Origin of the sequence: Vibrio sp. 10N.261.52.C2 (assembly GCF_041471425.1) — a bacterium.
GTDB classification, from domain to species: domain Bacteria; phylum Pseudomonadota; class Gammaproteobacteria; order Enterobacterales; family Vibrionaceae; genus Vibrio; species Vibrio crassostreae_C.
Genome location: NZ_JBFROH010000016.1, coordinates 49,673 through 66,931 on the forward strand (window position 1 = coordinate 49,673; position 17,259 = coordinate 66,931).

A 17,259-nucleotide genomic window follows, 5' to 3' on the forward strand; every position below is an offset into this window, starting at 1 on the left:
TTTGAAGATCCAGTTAATCGCAGTTGGCACAAAAATGCCAAAGTGGGTTGAAGAAGGGTTTCAAGAATACAAACGCCGCTTCCCTCACGATATGCCATTAGAGCTCATTGAAATTACTGCAGGAAAGCGCGGTAAAAATGCAGATATTGCACGCATTCTTCAAAAAGAAGGTGAAGCGATGCTGGCTGCAGTTCCAAAAGGCAACCGTATTGTCACGCTCGATATCCCAGGTAGAAAGTGGGATACACCTCAACTTGCTGAGCAATTAGAAAGTTGGAAGCTGGATGGACGTGACGTTTCTATCCTTATCGGCGGGCCTGAAGGATTAGCACCTGCATGTAAAGCGGCTGCAGACCAAAGTTGGTCTCTGTCTGCGCTTACTCTCCCTCACCCATTAGTACGCGTTATCATGGCTGAAAGCTTGTATCGAGCTTGGAGCATCACTGCTAACCACCCTTATCATCGAGAATAAGCGTTAATGTTACGTAAACGTAGCCAAATCCGCGATTACAAAGCAGAAGCACGACTATTTACTAGCCGTGCTTTTGTTGCGTTTGCGGGGATCATTGTCATGATGTCGATGTTGGTTGTTAACCTGTACAACATTCAGGTCAATCAATACCAAGACTATAAAACTCGTTCTAACGACAACCGTATCAAGGTCGTTCCGATCGCCCCTAACCGTGGTTTGATTTACGATCGCAACGGTATACTTCTTGCCGAAAACCGTCCTGTTTTCAATCTAGAAATCATACCCGAAAAAATTAAAGATATGGATGACACGCTTGCTCGTCTGCAAGCATTAATTGAGATCCCGCCAGAGCGTATCGAGCGCTTTAATCGTGATCGTCGTAATTCACGACGCTTTAAATCAGTACCTATTCTTAATCAACTGTCTGAAGAACAAGTTGCCGTCTTCTCTGTAAACCAACACAAATTCCCAGGTGTTGAAGTTACGGGAACTTTGAAGCGTTTCTACCCTTACGGTGATGTGCTCACTCACGTAATAGGCTATGTATCGCGCATCAATGACCGTGATATGCAGCGCTTGATGCGAGAAGAAAAAGACGCCAATTACCAAGCTACACGTGATATCGGTAAGTTGGGTATTGAGCGTTATTACGAAGATATGTTGCACGGTACAGCTGGCTACCAAGAAGTCGAAGTTAACAGTCGTGGACGAGTGATTCGTACCCTCAAATTTGTCCCTTCGGTTCCAGGCAAAGATATCGTACTTAACTTAGATATCAAGCTACAGCTATACGTACATAAGTTACTTGATGGCCGCCGTGGTTCAGCTATCGTTCTCGATCCGAAAGACAATGGCGTGTTAGCCATGGTATCGAGCCCAAGCTACGACCCAAACGCATTCGTGCATGGTATCTCGTCTAAAGGCTATAACGCGCTACTTCAAGACAAAAACCGCCCTTTGGTTAACCGTGCCACGCTAGGGATTTACCCACCAGCATCGACGATCAAACCCTTCATTGCTGTTGCTGCTCTGCAAGAAGGTGTTATTACACCAAACACTACGCGCAATGACCCAGGCTATTGGAAGATACCAAACTCAAAAACGAGACCATTCCGTGACTGGTTGCGTTGGGGACACGGTGTCGTGGATATAGAAAAAGCGATTGAAGAGTCGGTGGATACCTTCTTTTACCAAATTGCTTATGATCTCGGCATTGATCGCATATCCAAATGGATGATGATGTTCGGCTTTGGTGATTATACTGGCATCGATATCTACGAAGAAAGCAAAGCCAATATGCCAACTCGTGATTGGAAGATGGCCAGACACCGTGTGCCTTGGTATCAAGGTGATACTATTCCAGTTGGTATTGGACAGGGCTACTGGACTGCAACACCCATGCAGATTGCAAAAGCCACATCAGTTTTGGTCAATGAAGGTGAAGTAACCGCACCTCACCTACTTCGTTCAACCATTGATAACGGTCGTCCATTCGATGAACAAATCATGTCGGACATTGAAACTTACCCACCGCTAACCGGGGTTAAGAAGAAGTATTGGGATATCGCTCAGGAAGGTATGAGGCTGGCTAACCACGGTAAAAAAGGCACGGCAAGACGTTCATTCCAGAAAATGTCTTACCAAACCGCTGGTAAATCGGGTACCGCGCAGGTATTCGGCTTAAAAGAAGATGAAGAGTACAACGCGGATGAAATCGCAGAGCACTTACGCGATCACGCCCTCTTTACGGGTTACGCGCCTTTTGAAGATCCTGAAGCCGTCGTGACTATCGTTCTAGAGAACGCAGGTGGCGGTTCTTCTAACGGCGGCCCAGTAGTAAGAAGGATTTTAGACCATATTATCCTTGCAGAAGATTATCAAAGTGAGCCAATTAAATAATGAAACTTGATCCTTCAACTGGACGAAATAGAGCCCTATTCGAAAGGCTGCATATCGACCTGCCGCTATTGCTCGGCATTCTGGTTTTAATGGGCTTTGCCCTACTGATCATGTACAGCGCAAGCGGACAAAGCCTTGCGATGATGGATCGCCAGGCGATGCGCATGGCTCTGTCTTTAGGTGTGATGATCTTCCTAGCGCAAATCTCACCTCGCACTTATGAAACCTTGGCACCACTGCTATTTGTAGGTGGTGTCATCTTGCTATTGGGCGTGTTGTTCTTTGGTGAAGCCTCTAAAGGCGCCCAGCGTTGGTTAAACTTCGGCTTTGTTCGATTCCAACCGTCAGAGCTATTAAAGCTCGCGGTGCCTTTGATGCTGGCACGATTTATCGGTAAGCGCTCACTTCCACCAACATTCCAAACATTAGCGATCTCGCTAGTGATGGTGTTTGTACCGACGATTCTAATCGCAAAGCAGCCTGACCTAGGTACATCTATCCTTATCGCCGCATCAGGTATCTTCGTGATATTCCTGGCAGGTATCAGTTGGAAAATCATTGCTAGCGCGGCAATCGCGTTAGGGGCATTTATTCCAATCTTATGGTTCTTCTTGATGCGTGAATATCAAAAGGTACGTGTAAGAACCCTCTTTGATCCTGAATCAGATCCATTAGGTGCGGGTTACCACATCATTCAAAGTAAGATTGCGATAGGCTCTGGTGGTATTTCAGGAAAAGGTTGGCTGCAAGGCACTCAATCTCAACTAGAGTTTATTCCAGAGCGTCATACCGACTTCATTTTTGCGGTCATTGCCGAAGAGTGGGGCATGATTGGTATATTGTTCTTGCTTGCTATCTACTTGTTCATTATTGGACGTGGCTTAGTGCTTGCGAGCCAAGCTCAAACCGCATTCGGTCGAATGATGGGCGGCAGTATTGTACTGAGCTTCTTCGTTTATATTTTTGTAAACATTGGCATGGTAAGTGGCATTCTACCTGTGGTTGGTGTTCCTCTTCCTCTAGTCAGTTATGGCGGTACTTCAATGGTTACCCTCATGGCTGGTTTTGGTATTTTAATGTCGATACATACACACAGAAAAGCATTCTCAAAGGCGACCTAATCGATGTCTATTACAACGTTTCAAAACAAAGCATCCTTGGTTGAAGAGCTGCCAATCAAAAAAATAGTCTCTATCTTGGGGCTAGCGATTTTAATCAATGGTTGTTCTTCAAAGCAGCCAACAGGGCGCTACGATATTGATTCAGATATTGCACCAGACGCACCGATCTCAGTAGAGCATCTCGAGGATGCTCACCCTCAGTATGAACCTTATAGTTTAGGTGGTAATACGGATTACACTTTGCGTGGCGAAGACTACAAGATCGTAAAGAAAACCGAAGGTTTTACTGAGAAAGGCAAAGCCTCTTGGTACGGTAAGAAATTTCATGGCCACTTAACGTCGAACGGCGAGATCTACGACATGTATTCGATGTCTGCGGCGCACAAAACATTGCCAATTCCAAGCTATGTAAAAGTGACGAATACTGACAACAACAAAACGACAATTGTTCGTATCAATGACCGCGGCCCATTCCATGAAGGCCGAATCATTGACCTTAGTTATGCGGCAGCTTACAAGCTCGATGTGTTGAGAACCGGCACGGCAAATGTTGAGATTGAAGTCATTACTGTGGCTATGCCAACCGACGCAAATAAAAAGGCTGCTTTACCGCAATTTATTATTCAAGTCGCAACATCTCCACATGAAGATAGGACCGAAAAGTTAGCGAAAGATCTAGCCGAAAAGCTAGAAGTAGCAACGTTCTTGCAGCCAAATGATGACAAATACCGTCTGATGATTGGGCCATTTCATGACTATGCTCTGACTCAAGAGAAATTAGAACAAGTTAAGCTAATGGGTTACCCGTCAGCTTATATAAAAAAACACACCCTAACTCGCTAATTAATCTAACAGTTACTTCTGGTAATCAGCGCTCTGGTGTGACAGAGTGATTCTGTTAATATATGAATAGTTCACCAAATAATTGCATTCAAAATGATTAAATCTAATAAACTTGTTAAATCGATTTTTGCTACTTCTGTTGCTCTTTCTGCAACGATAGCTACATCGTCATTCGCCGCTCCTATTGTTGTTCCTGATGCACCTCAAATCGCCGCTAAAGGTTTTGTTCTGATGGATTACCATTCAGGCAAAGTACTAGCAGAGAAAGAGATGAATACTCAGCTTTCTCCAGCAAGTTTAACCAAGATGATGACGAGCTACGTGATCGGCCAAGAGCTCGACCGTGGCAACATCAACCTAAACGACGATGTTGTAATCAGTGAAAATGCTTGGGCTAAAAACTTCCCAGATTCATCTAAGATGTTCGTTGAAGTGGGCACTACGGTTAAAGTTGAAGAATTAAACCGCGGTATCATCATTCAATCAGGTAACGACGCATGTGTTGCTATGGCTGAACACATCGCTGGCTCTGAAGATGCATTCGTTGACCTAATGAACGCTTGGGCAAGCTCTATCGGCATGAAAGACACGCACTTTGCTAACGTGCACGGTCTAGACAACCCGAACCTATACTCAACGCCTTACGATATGGCGCTACTTGGTCAGGCGCTGATTCGCGACGTACCAGACGAGTACCGTATCTACTCAGAGAAGAAATTCACATACAACGGCATCACCCAATACAACCGTAACGGTCTGTTATGGGATAAGAGCATGAACGTTGATGGCATCAAAACGGGCCACACAAGCAATGCAGGTTACAGCCTAGTAAGCTCAGCGACAGAAGGCAAAATGCGCCTAGTGGCTGTAGTTATGGGCACCAAGAATGCGAATGCTCGTAAAACAGAAAGCAAAAAACTGCTTAGCTACGGCTTCCGCTTCTTTGAAACAGTGGCACCACACACAGCCGGTGAAACCTTCGTAGAAGAGAAGATCTGGATGGGTAGCAAGGACACAGTTGCACTGGGTGTCGACGAAGATACTTTCGTAACGCTACCTCGTGGTCAAGCTAAGAACCTGAAGGCAAGCTTCGTTCTTGAGAAAGAACTAGAAGCGCCAATCAGCAAAGGCGATGTGGTTGGTAAACTATTCTACCAAGTAGACGGTGAAGACGTTGCTGAATACCCACTACTAGCACTTGAAGATGTAGACCAAGGCAGCCTATTCAGCCGTCTATGGGACTACCTAGTTCTTCTGTTCAAGGGTTTATTCTAAACAAGCCAAAGGTTTGTTCTAGGTAAAACCTAAGCTTGTTGTATAGTTAACCTAATGAGTAAGTTCATGATTTACTCATTAGCGAACCAAAAGCCGCCATGTGCGGCTTTTGTTGATCTTGAGTTCGGCGATATTTACACGTAATATTCCGCATTATTACTCGTGTCTGTTGACCGAACACGCTTTTTATCGACATTTCGCCAATTTGCGAGAGTCTAGCCTTTTGGAGCTAATCATGAACATCAATTCTGATGCAAAACTAAAAGACCTCTTAGAGTTCCCTTGTTCATTCACTTACAAAGTAATGGGCCACGCTAAGCCAGAACTGACTGAGCTAGTACTAGAAGTGATCCAGCGTCATGCTCCTGGTGACTACAGCCCAACGCTAAAACCAAGTGCGAAAGGTAACTACCACTCTGTTTCTATCAATATTACTGCGACTTCAATTGAGCAAGTAGAAACTCTTTATAAAGAACTGGGCGAGATCGAAATCGTTCGTATGGTTCTGTAATCTCCGATTACACATGAAAAACAGCGGCTTATTGCCGCTGTTTTTGTTTAAAGCACCCTATCTAGCTCAAATTCATTCAACTTAATTTTCAATAAATACAAAGAAAGTTGAAAAACCTTGCAGTCCGTCTGTAGTTAGAATCATGTTTCGCGTTTATAATGCGTTCACTTTATTAATCCTTGAGGGAGTGCAGCTTTGCAAAATAAGCTAATCGTAAAAAAATTAGGCCGTCAGGATTACGAACCTGTATGGAAAGCCATGCATAAGTTCACAGACGAACGCACGGAAGAAGACGTAGACCAAGTTTGGTTGGTTGAACACAACCCTGTCTTCACTCAAGGACAAGCAGGCAAAGCTGAGCATGTATTAAATGCTGGTGATATCCCTGTAATACAAAGCGATCGCGGTGGCCAAGTGACTTATCACGGCCCAGGCCAATTAGTGGCTTACTTTCTGATTAACATCCGCCGCAAGAAATTCGGAGTACGTGATTTGGTTACTCATATAGAGAACCTCGTAATCAATACTCTGAAAGCTTACAATATAGATTCAGCTGCCCGACCTGACGCTCCTGGTGTTTATGTCGATGGCAAGAAAATCTGTTCACTCGGATTACGTATTCGACGTGGCTGCTCGTTCCACGGGCTAGCACTCAACGTCGATATGGACCTGTCTCCATTCCTACGTATTAACCCATGTGGTTACCAAGGTATGGAAATGGCGCAGGTAAGCCAACTCGGCGGACCAAGTGAACTAGAAAACGTTGAGCAACAGTTAATACAAGAGCTCGTAGAGCTACTCGGCTATGACCAAGTAGACATTCAAGCCACCAGTAACATTACAGCAGAAGCATAAAATCATGAGCAAACCAATCCAAATGGAAAAAGGCGTTAAATATCGTGACGCTGACAAAATGGCATTAATTCCCGTAAAGAATATGCCTGCTGAACAGAAAGAAGTTCTACGTAAGCCTGAATGGATGAAGATTAAACTTCCTTCAGACAGCCATCGTATTCAAGAAATCAAATCAGCAATGCGCAAAAACAACCTGCACTCAGTTTGTGAAGAAGCGTCTTGTCCTAACCTAGCCGAGTGTTTCAACCACGGTACGGCAACGTTTATGATTCTTGGCGCTATCTGTACTCGTCGCTGCCCGTTCTGTGATGTTGCCCATGGTCGTCCTGTTGCTCCTGAAGCTGAAGAGCCGAAGAAACTAGCTAAAACAATTCAAGACATGAAACTGAAGTACGTTGTAATCACTTCAGTTGACCGTGATGACTTGCGTGATGGCGGTGCTCAGCACTTTGCTGACTGTAACCGTGAGATTCGCGAACTCAACCCAAATATTCGTATCGAAACACTGGTTCCAGACTTCCGTGGTCGTATGGACGTTGCACTTGATCTAATGAAAGACAACCCGCCAGATGTTTTCAACCACAACCTAGAGACAGCGCCACGTCTATACCGTAAAGCGCGTCCAGGTGCGAATTACAAGTGGTCTCTTGATCTACTGAAGAAATTCAAAGAGCAGCACCCTGATATCCCAACAAAATCAGGTGTGATGATGGGTCTTGGTGAGACAAAAGAAGAGATCGTTCAAGTACTGAAAGACCTTCGTGAACATGGTGTGACTATGCTGACACTAGGCCAATACCTAGCACCAAGCCGTCACCACTTACCAGTAGAACGCTACGTGCCGCCTTCTGAGTTCGATGAGCTGAAAGAGATTGCTCTAGAGCTAGGCTTTACTCACGCAGCGTGTGGCCCGTTTGTACGTTCTTCTTACCATGCGGACTTGCAAGCTCAAGGTATGGAAATTAAGTAATCACGATTGCTTAACGAACAATGCAAAGGCGCTGAATATTATGTTCAGCGCCTTTTTTCTATCTTGTTCGTGCCGCTATAGCTTTATATTTCGTGCCACTAAGCTTTATATAAAAACAACAAAGCCACTCTTTATGAGTGGCTTTGTGCTTAATATTTCAAGTTCAGAGGAGGTAATTTCAAAAAGCCCAGATAGGGTTCTGCATTAACCGAAAGATGCCCAGATAACCGTTGCTACCAAAATTGGGCACACAAACTTCACATACATTGGCCAAACCTTACCAAACCAACCAAGTTGAAAATCAGGACTGCCTTGTTCAAGCTCTTTCACTTTTGAAGCTCGGCTCCATACCCAACCACCAAACACACAGAACATCAGTGCAGCGACTGGTTGAAGATACTGAGTTGCAATCATCGCTACCATGCCAAACATCGCAGCAAAGTTGTAAACAATCACCACACTAAACAGCGCGATAGCACCACCAATCACCCAGCTTGTTGGCGTTCGTCTAGTATTGAAACGCTCACTCACTAGCGCAACCGGGCCTTCAAGCATCGAAATCGAAGAAGTCAGTGCAGCAATCGTTAGTAGTAAAAAGAACACAATCGCAAAGATCTGTCCAAGCACACCTAAACTATCAAACATCAACGGCAAAACCGTGAATACTAGAGTGTCAGAGCTTAATAGTGAGCCGTCTTCAGCGTAGATTTGAACGCCTTTTTGCATCGCAACAAACATTGCTGGCATCACCACTAATCCAGCAATAAAAGCGACAGCAGTATCCACCAGAGTTACGTTCATCGCCATTTTTGGTAGGTTCTCTTTCTTGCTTAAGTAAGAGCCATAAACCAACATCGAGCAACCGCCAATAGTGAGTGAGAAGAACCCCTGTCCCATTGCCGCCAGAATCAGTTTTCTATCCCACACTTTCTCAAAGTCTGGAATAAGGTAATGTTTTAGGCCTTCCATCGCGCCAGATTGCGTCATGATGTAAACAAACAATAAGCCAAATAAAACAAACAGCGCAGGCATCAAACGAGTCGACCATTTCTCGATGCCTTGCTTAACACCGCCCTGCACAATCAAGATAGTCAGTACATAGAACACGACGGTACCAAATACGTTGCGCTCAACACTGAAGCCCTTAAACCAATCAGCAATCGCTTCTAGGCCGATAAGATCCGCGACCGCACCAATTAGGAAACAGATCAACCAGCCACCAACAATACTGTAAAACGCCAACACTGCGCTTGGTACACTCAGTCCAACCCAACCGACAAACTCACCGACTTTCTTACCCAAAGGGTTTGTCGTCAAAGATCGCATGCTATCAACTGGGTTTGCTTGGCCGTGACGGCCTATAGCCATCTCAACCACCAACATAGGGAAAGCAACCACGAAGATCATGATCAAATAGACTAAAAGGAAAGCGCCACCACCGTTGCTAGCAACTTGAGTCGGGAAACCCCAAATATTACCCAAGCCAACCGCTGCACCAGCCGCTGCTAAAATAAAACCTAAACGAGAGCTAAAGTGCTCTCTTGAAGAGGAAGATTGTTGGTCCATATCGCCCGCATTAAAAATCAGTGAACTAGTTGAGAAGTACAGTAATAAAAAGCAATGATAGGCACAACCAATAAATGAACAATTCTCTGATTTTTACAATCAATGCGCTATTTAGAACAACAAAATTAACAAAAAACCAGTCTTATCGTTCAATTATAAGCAACAAAGCGAAGCAGTAGGCTTAAGAAGGAAATGGATTGAATTGAGATAAATACTCGCCGTGTGGTTCCATTTATACAAACAAAAAGAGCACCGACCGGTGCTCTTACTATTCATCACTAGACTCGAATTAAATTGTGAAGACTTGGTAATCTTTTAAGTTCGGAATGATTTCATGCAGTTCTTGCTCTTGTTCTGCCATCTCATCAAGTGAATCACAGAACTCATTCGCTTCCTCCTGTACTTGTTGAGAGTGTTCTTTCATTCGCTCTTCAACTTTCAGCTTTAATTCAGCCATACTGTCAGCCAGTTCAGTCAGGTTTAGGCCACCGTCTTGTTTCATTTTTTCTGACATCGCATTAAAAGCGCTAGAGATAAATTCTTGGTTAAAGATTTCTTTCGCCTTCTCGAAATATTCAGACCAGCCATTGGCCATCGAATCAAAGCTTTCTGCAGGCAACACTAATTCGCCATCTTTGTAATAACGCGCTTCCAGTTCTGCAAAGTAGGTTTTCATTGATTCTTTTACATTATCAAATGACTCAGGTGAATCCAGGCTAGCCGCGATATCATCAATCACGTCATTGGCTAACGCTAAGCTATCGTTGGCCATTTGTTTCGCTCGAGGTAAGTACTCACTCATGTTTTCGCGATATTTCTCAATCGCCGCTTGTTGGTCGGCATCAAGCTCAACCTTCTCACCATGAATATAGAGGTCGTTGTTATCATCAAAAACGGCCGTATCACCATTCACTTGATGGATTTCGACTTTTTGGTCATCAATTCGTAGTTCATTCTTCAAATCAACTCGACACTGAGCAGCAAACGTTGGCAAGCTCACAACAGCGATAACCGCTGTTAGTGATGCAATTAATACATTGTTTTTCATAACATCCTCTCATCAATCTGACAGATTACTATACCCTTGGTATATGCTCCTTTGTCAGAGAAACGTTTTATATCTATTAGTCAGTTAGTTAGTCGATAGAGATAACTTCGTAGCAAAACTGTTTATCTGCGACCTTAAACTCAATCTCATCACCAACTTCTTTACCCATTAGAGCCTGGCCAAAAGGTGCATTTGCCGTCACAATGGCAATCTCATTCTCATTCCACGTGACAGAAAGTCCGCCGACTCTCGGCCCCATAAAGAAATGTTTATATTGATCATGCTCGTCAATGACCACAACGTAACTGCTCACCGTAACCTTCTCACTATCACGCAACACTAAGTTACGATAACACTGAATATCGTCTTCACACTCTTGTACCCTCACCGCTTGACCATGGGCGAGATACGAAGCTTCTAATGCCAATGTATCGTACTTATGTTCAGGCACAGTCTCTTCATCGGTCGCAGCATCAATCGCACGCTGAGTCGCAGATTGTGCGATACGTAATCGGGATTCGAGTTGCTCTATGATTATTTGGCGAAGCTCAGACTTATTCATACTATTGGGGTGCTTTTCTATAGGAGCTACAGAATAGAATTAGGTACAATCAGGTGCAAGACATTTGATTCATCAAGCGACGCTATCATGAATAGGCGCCCGCTTTAGCATCAATACGACACTTAATAACTCAGGTAGAACATAAATGATTGAGCAGAAGCTAAAACAAGTATTCGGATTCGACTCACTGCGCAATGGGCAAAAGCAAGTCATTGATAACGTTCTATCTGGTCACTCGACTGCCGCGATATTCCCGACAGGCTCAGGTAAATCGCTGTGCTATCAATTACCAGCATTAGAGTTACCGCACTTAACCTTGGTGATATCGCCACTGTTAGCCTTGATGAAAGACCAACTCGCTTTCCTGCACAGTAAAGGCATTAGCGCAGCGGCAATCGAATCAAGCCAAGACCGACAAACCACACAACAGGTTATGCAGTCAGTGCGTAACGGTGACACCAAGATCCTCATGATCTCCGTCGAGCGCTTGAAGAACGAACGCTTTCGTCAGTTTATCTCCCAAGTGTCGATCTCACTGCTTGTGGTCGATGAAGCGCACTGTATTTCAGAATGGGGACACAACTTCAGACCCGACTACCTGAAGCTTCCTCAATACCAAAAACAGCTCAATATTCCTCAGGTTCTACTACTGACAGCCACTGCGACTACAGCGGTTATCCAAGATATGAAGTCAAAGTTTGAAATTGATGAGGAGCGCGTTGTGGTTACGGGTTTCTATCGTCAAAATCTCGATCTGTCGATTCAACCTTGTGAACAAACCAGTAAGCTAGAAACCTTGTGCAATGTGGTTAACCAAGCTTCTCTCGCTCCGACTATTGTTTATGTCACCCTTCAACAAACGGCAGAGATGGTGGCTCAGCAGCTTCGCAATGCTGGCGTTAATGCAGTGGCTTACCATGCGGGTCTTAAGCCTGAAAATAGAGATGCTATTCAACACCAATTCATGAATGATGACGTGAGCTGTATCGTCGCAACTATCGCGTTTGGTATGGGCGTGGATAAGTCCAACATTCGCCGAGTGATTCACTTTGACTTACCAAAATCGATCGAAAACTACTCACAAGAGATCGGCAGAGCTGGTCGAGATGGGCAAGCGTCTGAATGTATTTTACTGGCTAACAAACACGGTTTAAGTACACTCGAGAACTTCGTTTTTGGTGATACGCCAGACAACATATCGATCCAAGCGGTATTAAAAGAGATCTACGAAAATCAAAACATTGGCGCTTCTGGCTCGAATCAATGGGAGATCATGCTTAATCAACTATCACGTGAATCCAACATTCGTCAGTTACCGCTAAAAACACTACTGGTGTATCTCGAAATTGAAGGTGTGATTGAGCCCAAGTACAGCTACTTCGCAGACTACAAATTTAAGTTCATTCGTCCGAAACAGCAGATCACAGAGCAATTTCAAAGTGAACGTCGTCAATTTGTCGAAGCGATTTTCCAATGCTCTCCTCAAGCAAGAGTGTGGTGCCAAGTCGACTTCGATGCGCTTTGGACACACTTCCAAGCCGATCGTCAGCGTGTGATTGCGGCTATCGACTACTTCAATGAACAAGGTTGGATTGAACTAGAAAGCAAGCAGATCACCGATGTCTACGCGATCCACAATACTTCTGAAGATATGATGCAACTGTCAGAGCGTCTAACTGAGTTGTTTAAAGCAAAAGAAAACAGCGAGATAAACCGCCTTAACCAAATGCTGAATTTCTTTGAGGCGGATACTTGCCTAAGCTCACGCCTTGCGAGTTATTTTGCCGATGATAAAGCACCAACAAACTGCGGTCACTGCTCTGTATGTCGAGGAGAAGTGGCAATCTTACCAACCGTTGATGTTGAACCTATCGATGATGAGACGGTGATGACATGGATACATGAGTTTATTTCGGCTAGCCAACAACTGATTACCGACGAGGCAATTACTCGCTTCTTATGTGGAATCGCCACCCCGCTTTCAACCAAACTCAAAGCCAGTAAAATGGTCGGTTACGGCAAGCTAGAGCAGCAACCGTTCAGTGATACCTTAGCGCGAGTAAAACAACTTCCTAGGTAATTCTTACTTATAAAAAACCGACTAGGCTATGAAGCGTAGTCGGTATTCATCTCACTCATTATCTTTAAAAGAAGCTCAACTGACGCATTTGGTCTTTAGGTTGCAGCATTACGCTTAAACCAAGCAGGCGTATTTCTCGCCCCTGTTGTCTTTTCAGTATTTCACTAAGCAGCTCTTTGAAGTGTTCACGATCGAGAGAGGCATGGATGTGTTCAATCGTGGTTTGTTGAAAGTCGGCGAACTTGAGCTTAATGCCCTGCTTGATGATCGCTTTGCTTGGGCTAGCCTTTTCTAAGCGAGTCTCGAGTTCAGGAAATAGCTTATCTTCGATTACCTGCCAACATTCTGCGTAGCTTGAAATGTTTTGGGTAAAGGTGCGCTCTACACCTACCGATTTTCGCTCGCGCTCGATGATAACTTCTCGATCATCAATGCCATGACTGCGCTTCCAGAGTGATGCACCTTGACGGCCAAACTTGAGTAGCAGGTCTCGATAGTCAGACTCTTTGATATCCTTACAAGTAAAGAAACCCGCTTGGTGCAGCTTTTCTATGCTCACTTTGCCGACACCGGGAATCTTTTCAAGTGGTAGCTCATCGATCACTGATTGCACGTCTTGTGGAGGGATAACAAACTGACCATTGGGCTTATTCAGATCTGAGGCCACTTTCGCCAAGAATTTAATCGGTGCAATTCCTGCAGAAGCTGTCAGGTTCAGTTCGTTCCAAATATCACGGCGAATAGACTCGGCAATAAGTGTTGCTGAACCGTGACACCGCTTAGAATCGGTGACATCAAGGAAAGCTTCATCCAAGGAAAGTGGTTCAATGATTGATGTGTATCGAGAGAAGATTTCACGGATCTTTTTAGATATCTCGACATAGACCGACATTCTTCCCGGCACAACCAATAGATTAGGACAAAGCTGTAGGGCCTTTCCGGTAGGCATTGCAGAGCGAACACCAAACTTGCGGGCTTCATAATTACAGGTGCTCAAAACGCCGCGTTGCTTTTCATGCCCACCAACAGCTAACGGGCGATTTCGGTAAGCAGGGTTATCACGCATTTCTACAGCCGCGTAAAAACAATCCATATCGACATGGATTATTTTTCTGACTTTCTCTTGGTCCGAGCTGCACATTTGGAAATAACTCAACCTTACAACTGTATCTATGAACAGTATAATCAATTATTCTCAGATTTAAAATGATCTGGAGTCCAGCTAAAGAGGTTTCTCTTCAATAGCCATGAGCTCTTCTGATACTATTGTTAACGAGTATTTAGTCTATAAGTAGGGATAGCTTTTGAGTGAAAAAATACTAGTGGTAGAGGATAGTCGCGCATTCAGAAACTATCTTTACCAACAATTTAAGAACGATGGCTATGAAGTTGCGTTGGCGGAATCTGTAGAAGAAGCCAAAGCGATCTTAGAGCAAGAAACGGATTTCTTGTGTGCAGTCCTCGACTACTGTTTACCTGACGGCCAAGACGGCGAGATCATTGATCTCGTCTTAGGCTATCAACAGAAAATCATTGTCCTGACCGGGATGTTCGACAATCAACTGCGAGAGCAAGTCCTAGCCAAAGGCGTTATCGATTACATACTTAAAGACAGTATGTCATCAGTAAGCTACCTACTTCCCCTGGTTCAAAGAATTTCGAATAATCGCCATCACAAAGCATTGGTTGTCGATGATTCAGCGGTCGTTCGCCGTTACATAGCTCAACTTCTAGAACACCAATATATCCAAACTATCCAAGCCGAAGATGGCGAACAAGCATTAAAGCTCCTTCATAACGATCCCGATATTACGTTCGTTGTTACAGACCATGATATGCCGAAGAAAGACGGTATAGCGATGATCCGTGAGATACGACGCGATCACGACAGAAACCAGTTGGCTATTCTAGGGTTATCAGGCAGCGATGATCGCACCATGACAGCTCGATTCCTTAAAGCGGGGGCTAACGACTTCCTTTACAAGCCTTTTAACCAAGAAGAATTTTTTTGCCGTATCCATCAACTGCTTGATATGAAAGAAGCGGCCAACGAGCTATTTCGACATGCCAACGAGGATGCTCTTACTGGCTTATGGAACCGTCGTTACCTGTTCAATCAAACATGTAAAGGTTGTGAGCAGCGCAGTATAGCCATGATGGATATCGACTTCTTCAAGAAAGTGAACGACACCTACGGTCACGATGGTGGTGATGCAGTCCTCGTGGAAGTCGGCAAGATCATCAAAGACCATTTTAAAGATGATGTTGCTGTACGCTTCGGTGGCGAAGAATTTTGTATTCAGTCGTGTGGTTCGTTTGAGAGCTTTGTTGACAACTTAGAGTCCATGAGAGAAGCCATTGAAAGCCATGTTGTTGAGCATGACTCTCAAAGAATCAAGGTCAGTATCAGTATCGGCGTAACCGATTTAGACGCGAAGCTAGATGAGCAGATCAAAGCCGCTGATGAGCTTCTTTATACGGCAAAAGAGCAAGGTAGAAACCAACTAGTGTTTGCGCGTAACAGCATGCAAATCGAACAATAGTCATTCGCCTCTGTTTCCATTTTTGGTATACCAAGATTAATTGCTAGACCTCAAAACTAAAAAAGCTCAAGACGATAATCTTGAGCTTTTCAATTTGAGGGCATAGATAACTCTATCCCCTATGACTGTCACCAATTAAGCGATACGGTCTTTACTCCAAGCCGCTTCTTTTTGTTGACGCTCAGCCAGCTTCTCTTCACGGTAAGCTTCACGTGCTTCACGCTTCTTACGCGCGTCACAAGGTTCAGGGCAGTTACATACTTTATCAATACCAACAGCACCCAAACCGCCACAGCTACCTTTCACAACTTTCTTTTGGATAATGTAGCCAATTGACATCGCTGCGATTACTGCAAGAAAAACACCAAATGTAATCAGAAATGTATTCATAATTATCTCGCTTACCTTATTTACCTAAGTATGGCTTAAATGCTTCAGAAGCAATTTCTTTAAAGCCATCTGCTGTTTTTACCACCATGAACACTGGGATGTTATGTTGGTTTGCGACTTCCATTCCTTTTTCCTCACCTAAGACCATAAGGCCCGTAGATAAGCCGTCTGCAGTCATTGAAGACGGGTTTAAAACAGTCACAGAAACCACTTTATGGTGAAGAGGCTTTCCTGTTTCAGGGTTGATGATGTGTGAGTAACGAACACCATCACGTTCAAAATAGTTACGGTAATCACCAGAGGTTGCGATAGCCATATCACCCGGCTCGATGATCTCTTGGATATTACGCTCATCAACGCTTGGTTTCTCAATCGCGATACGCCAGCCCACGTTCTCACGGTTTAAACCTTTCAGACGAATTTCGCCACCGACTTCAACCATGTAGTTGTGAATACCGATAGAATCAAGGTAGTCAGCGACGACGTCAACACCCCAACCTTTTGCAATCGTGGATAGATCGACATACAGGTTAGGTAGGTCTTTCTTCAACATGTTGCCTTCAACACTAAGATGATGGATACCAATCTTAGCCTTGCGAGCCGCCAGCTCTTCATCTGATGGCACAACTTCAGGACGAGCTTCAGGACCAAAACCCCATAAGTTAACTAACGGACCAACCGTTACATCCAGAGCTCCTTCAGTAAGACCGTTCAAACGAATCGCTTCTTTCACAACCGTCGCTGTTTGCTCAGATACTTCGAACGCATCCGCACCTTTATGCTGGTTGAAACGGCTTAATTCGGAATCTTCACGGTAAGTCGACATCTGGTCGTTTACTTCTTCAAGTAGACGATCGATCTCTGTATGAACTTCATTAGACTCAGGAAATTCATCACCATTGATGTATTTAATATTGTAACTCGTGCCCATCGTTGGGCCACTCAAATGCACTTGCTCTCTTGACTGCTCACAGCCCGCAAGAAAAATCAAAGAAGTTAATGCAACAAGCCAAATTCTCACTTGCTTACTCCTGTCTAATGTTGAGGATTTATATAAGGAAAAATAAGAGTAAAAAATAGGTATTTTGAATGCCTTACTCTTTCTTATATAAGCCAGTATGTTG

At 44.2% G+C, this 17,259-nt stretch carries 16 protein-coding genes; 10 read left to right on the plus strand and 6 right to left on the minus strand.

The window, feature by feature from the left end:
- The first annotated feature begins 1 nt into the window (after window position 1).
- The 8 genes from rlmH (at window position 2) to lipA (ending at window position 7,946) form a co-directional block, all read left to right on the plus strand.
- Complete coding sequence (rlmH, locus tag AB4307_RS05935; RefSeq protein ID WP_017068506.1) at window positions 2-472, plus strand: 23S rRNA (pseudouridine(1915)-N(3))-methyltransferase RlmH; 471 nt, start codon at window positions 2-4, stop codon at window positions 470-472.
- Between the two features lie 6 nt (window positions 473-478).
- On the plus strand, window positions 479-2,371 hold the full coding sequence (mrdA, locus tag AB4307_RS05940) for a penicillin-binding protein 2 (protein WP_017068507.1): 1,893 nt from the start codon (window positions 479-481) through the stop codon (window positions 2,369-2,371).
- The gene (rodA, locus tag AB4307_RS05945) at window positions 2,371-3,492 is read left to right on the plus strand and encodes a rod shape-determining protein RodA (protein ID WP_017062334.1); all 1,122 of its coding nucleotides are present in this window, start codon (window positions 2,371-2,373) and stop codon (window positions 3,490-3,492) included. Before mrdA ends, rodA begins: the two co-directional genes overlap by 1 nt.
- Window positions 3,493-3,495: 3 nt before the next feature.
- Entirely contained in the window at window positions 3,496-4,335 is an 840-nt protein-coding gene (locus tag AB4307_RS05950; RefSeq protein WP_372131405.1) for a septal ring lytic transglycosylase RlpA family protein, read from the plus strand.
- 93 nt (window positions 4,336-4,428) lie between these two features.
- The gene (locus AB4307_RS05955) at window positions 4,429-5,610 is read left to right on the plus strand and encodes a serine hydrolase (protein ID WP_017068508.1); all 1,182 of its coding nucleotides are present in this window, start codon (window positions 4,429-4,431) and stop codon (window positions 5,608-5,610) included.
- 232 nt (window positions 5,611-5,842) lie between these two features.
- Window positions 5,843-6,121, plus strand: a complete 279-nt coding sequence (ybeD, locus tag AB4307_RS05960) for a DUF493 family protein YbeD (RefSeq protein ID WP_026084358.1) — start codon at window positions 5,843-5,845, stop codon at window positions 6,119-6,121.
- Between the two features lie 195 nt (window positions 6,122-6,316).
- On the plus strand, window positions 6,317-6,976 hold the full coding sequence (gene lipB / locus AB4307_RS05965) for a lipoyl(octanoyl) transferase LipB (RefSeq protein ID WP_004737632.1): 660 nt from the start codon (window positions 6,317-6,319) through the stop codon (window positions 6,974-6,976).
- Between the two features lie 4 nt (window positions 6,977-6,980).
- Window positions 6,981-7,946, plus strand: a complete 966-nt coding sequence (gene lipA / locus AB4307_RS05970) for a lipoyl synthase (RefSeq protein ID WP_017064177.1) — start codon at window positions 6,981-6,983, stop codon at window positions 7,944-7,946.
- A gap of 204 nt (window positions 7,947-8,150) precedes the next feature.
- Here the strand turns inward: lipA and AB4307_RS05975 are convergent, their stop codons facing one another.
- The 3 genes from AB4307_RS05975 to AB4307_RS05985 all read right to left on the minus strand — a co-directional run bounded on the left by AB4307_RS05975 (window position 8,151) and on the right by AB4307_RS05985 (window position 11,122).
- The gene (locus tag AB4307_RS05975) at window positions 8,151-9,512 is read right to left on the minus strand and encodes a sodium-dependent transporter (protein ID WP_372131407.1); all 1,362 of its coding nucleotides are present in this window, start codon (window positions 9,510-9,512) and stop codon (window positions 8,151-8,153) included.
- Between the two features lie 289 nt (window positions 9,513-9,801).
- On the minus strand, window positions 9,802-10,560 hold the full coding sequence (locus AB4307_RS05980) for a YggN family protein (RefSeq protein ID WP_372131409.1): 759 nt from the start codon (window positions 10,558-10,560) through the stop codon (window positions 9,802-9,804).
- A gap of 88 nt (window positions 10,561-10,648) precedes the next feature.
- Entirely contained in the window at window positions 10,649-11,122 is a 474-nt protein-coding gene (locus AB4307_RS05985; RefSeq protein ID WP_017059917.1) for a GreA/GreB family elongation factor, read from the minus strand.
- A gap of 145 nt (window positions 11,123-11,267) precedes the next feature.
- On the opposite strand from AB4307_RS05985, the gene AB4307_RS05990 reads away from it, so the two are divergent.
- Entirely contained in the window at window positions 11,268-13,202 is a 1,935-nt protein-coding gene (locus AB4307_RS05990; protein ID WP_017059916.1) for a RecQ family ATP-dependent DNA helicase, read from the plus strand.
- Window positions 13,203-13,266: 64 nt separating this feature from the next.
- Here AB4307_RS05990 and dinB read toward each other — a convergent pair whose 3' ends face one another.
- A complete protein-coding gene (gene dinB / locus AB4307_RS05995) occupies window positions 13,267-14,343 on the minus strand; it encodes a DNA polymerase IV (protein ID WP_029235195.1) in 1,077 nt (358 codons plus the stop codon).
- A 163-nt stretch (window positions 14,344-14,506) separates the two neighbouring features.
- On the opposite strand from dinB, the gene AB4307_RS06000 reads away from it, so the two are divergent.
- Window positions 14,507-15,745, plus strand: a complete 1,239-nt coding sequence (locus AB4307_RS06000) for a GGDEF domain-containing response regulator (RefSeq protein ID WP_102333772.1) — start codon at window positions 14,507-14,509, stop codon at window positions 15,743-15,745.
- Between the two features lie 135 nt (window positions 15,746-15,880).
- Here the strand turns inward: AB4307_RS06000 and nqrM are convergent, their stop codons facing one another.
- Both nqrM and AB4307_RS06010 read right to left on the minus strand, forming a co-directional pair.
- Complete coding sequence (gene nqrM / locus AB4307_RS06005) at window positions 15,881-16,135, minus strand: (Na+)-NQR maturation NqrM (protein ID WP_009848378.1); 255 nt, start codon at window positions 16,133-16,135, stop codon at window positions 15,881-15,883.
- Between the two features lie 16 nt (window positions 16,136-16,151).
- Complete coding sequence (locus AB4307_RS06010) at window positions 16,152-17,156, minus strand: FAD:protein FMN transferase (RefSeq protein WP_017059913.1); 1,005 nt, start codon at window positions 17,154-17,156, stop codon at window positions 16,152-16,154.
- Window positions 17,157-17,259 lie beyond the last annotated feature (103 nt).

What these genes read in the sequence shown, in the direction of transcription:
- mrdA (WP_017068507.1), top strand. Translation starts at nt 479, where the DNA reads ATGTTACGTAAACGTAGCCAAATCCGCGATTACAAAGCAGAAGCACGA.
- AB4307_RS05990 (WP_017059916.1), top strand. Translation starts at nt 11,268, where the DNA reads ATGATTGAGCAGAAGCTAAAACAAGTATTCGGATTCGACTCACTGCGC.
- nqrM (WP_009848378.1), bottom strand. Translation starts at nt 16,135, where the DNA reads ATGAATACATTTCTGATTACATTTGGTGTTTTTCTTGCAGTAATCGCA.
- AB4307_RS05985 (WP_017059917.1), bottom strand. Translation starts at nt 11,122, where the DNA reads ATGAATAAGTCTGAGCTTCGCCAAATAATCATAGAGCAACTCGAATCC.
- lipA (WP_017064177.1), top strand. Translation starts at nt 6,981, where the DNA reads ATGAGCAAACCAATCCAAATGGAAAAAGGCGTTAAATATCGTGACGCT.
- dinB (WP_029235195.1), bottom strand. Translation starts at nt 14,343, where the DNA reads ATGTGCAGCTCGGACCAAGAGAAAGTCAGAAAAATAATCCATGTCGAT.
- AB4307_RS05980 (WP_372131409.1), bottom strand. Translation starts at nt 10,560, where the DNA reads ATGAAAAACAATGTATTAATTGCATCACTAACAGCGGTTATCGCTGTT.
- AB4307_RS05950 (WP_372131405.1), top strand. Translation starts at nt 3,496, where the DNA reads ATGTCTATTACAACGTTTCAAAACAAAGCATCCTTGGTTGAAGAGCTG.
- AB4307_RS05975 (WP_372131407.1), bottom strand. Translation starts at nt 9,512, where the DNA reads ATGGACCAACAATCTTCCTCTTCAAGAGAGCACTTTAGCTCTCGTTTA.
- AB4307_RS05955 (WP_017068508.1), top strand. Translation starts at nt 4,429, where the DNA reads ATGATTAAATCTAATAAACTTGTTAAATCGATTTTTGCTACTTCTGTT.
- rodA (WP_017062334.1), top strand. Translation starts at nt 2,371, where the DNA reads ATGAAACTTGATCCTTCAACTGGACGAAATAGAGCCCTATTCGAAAGG.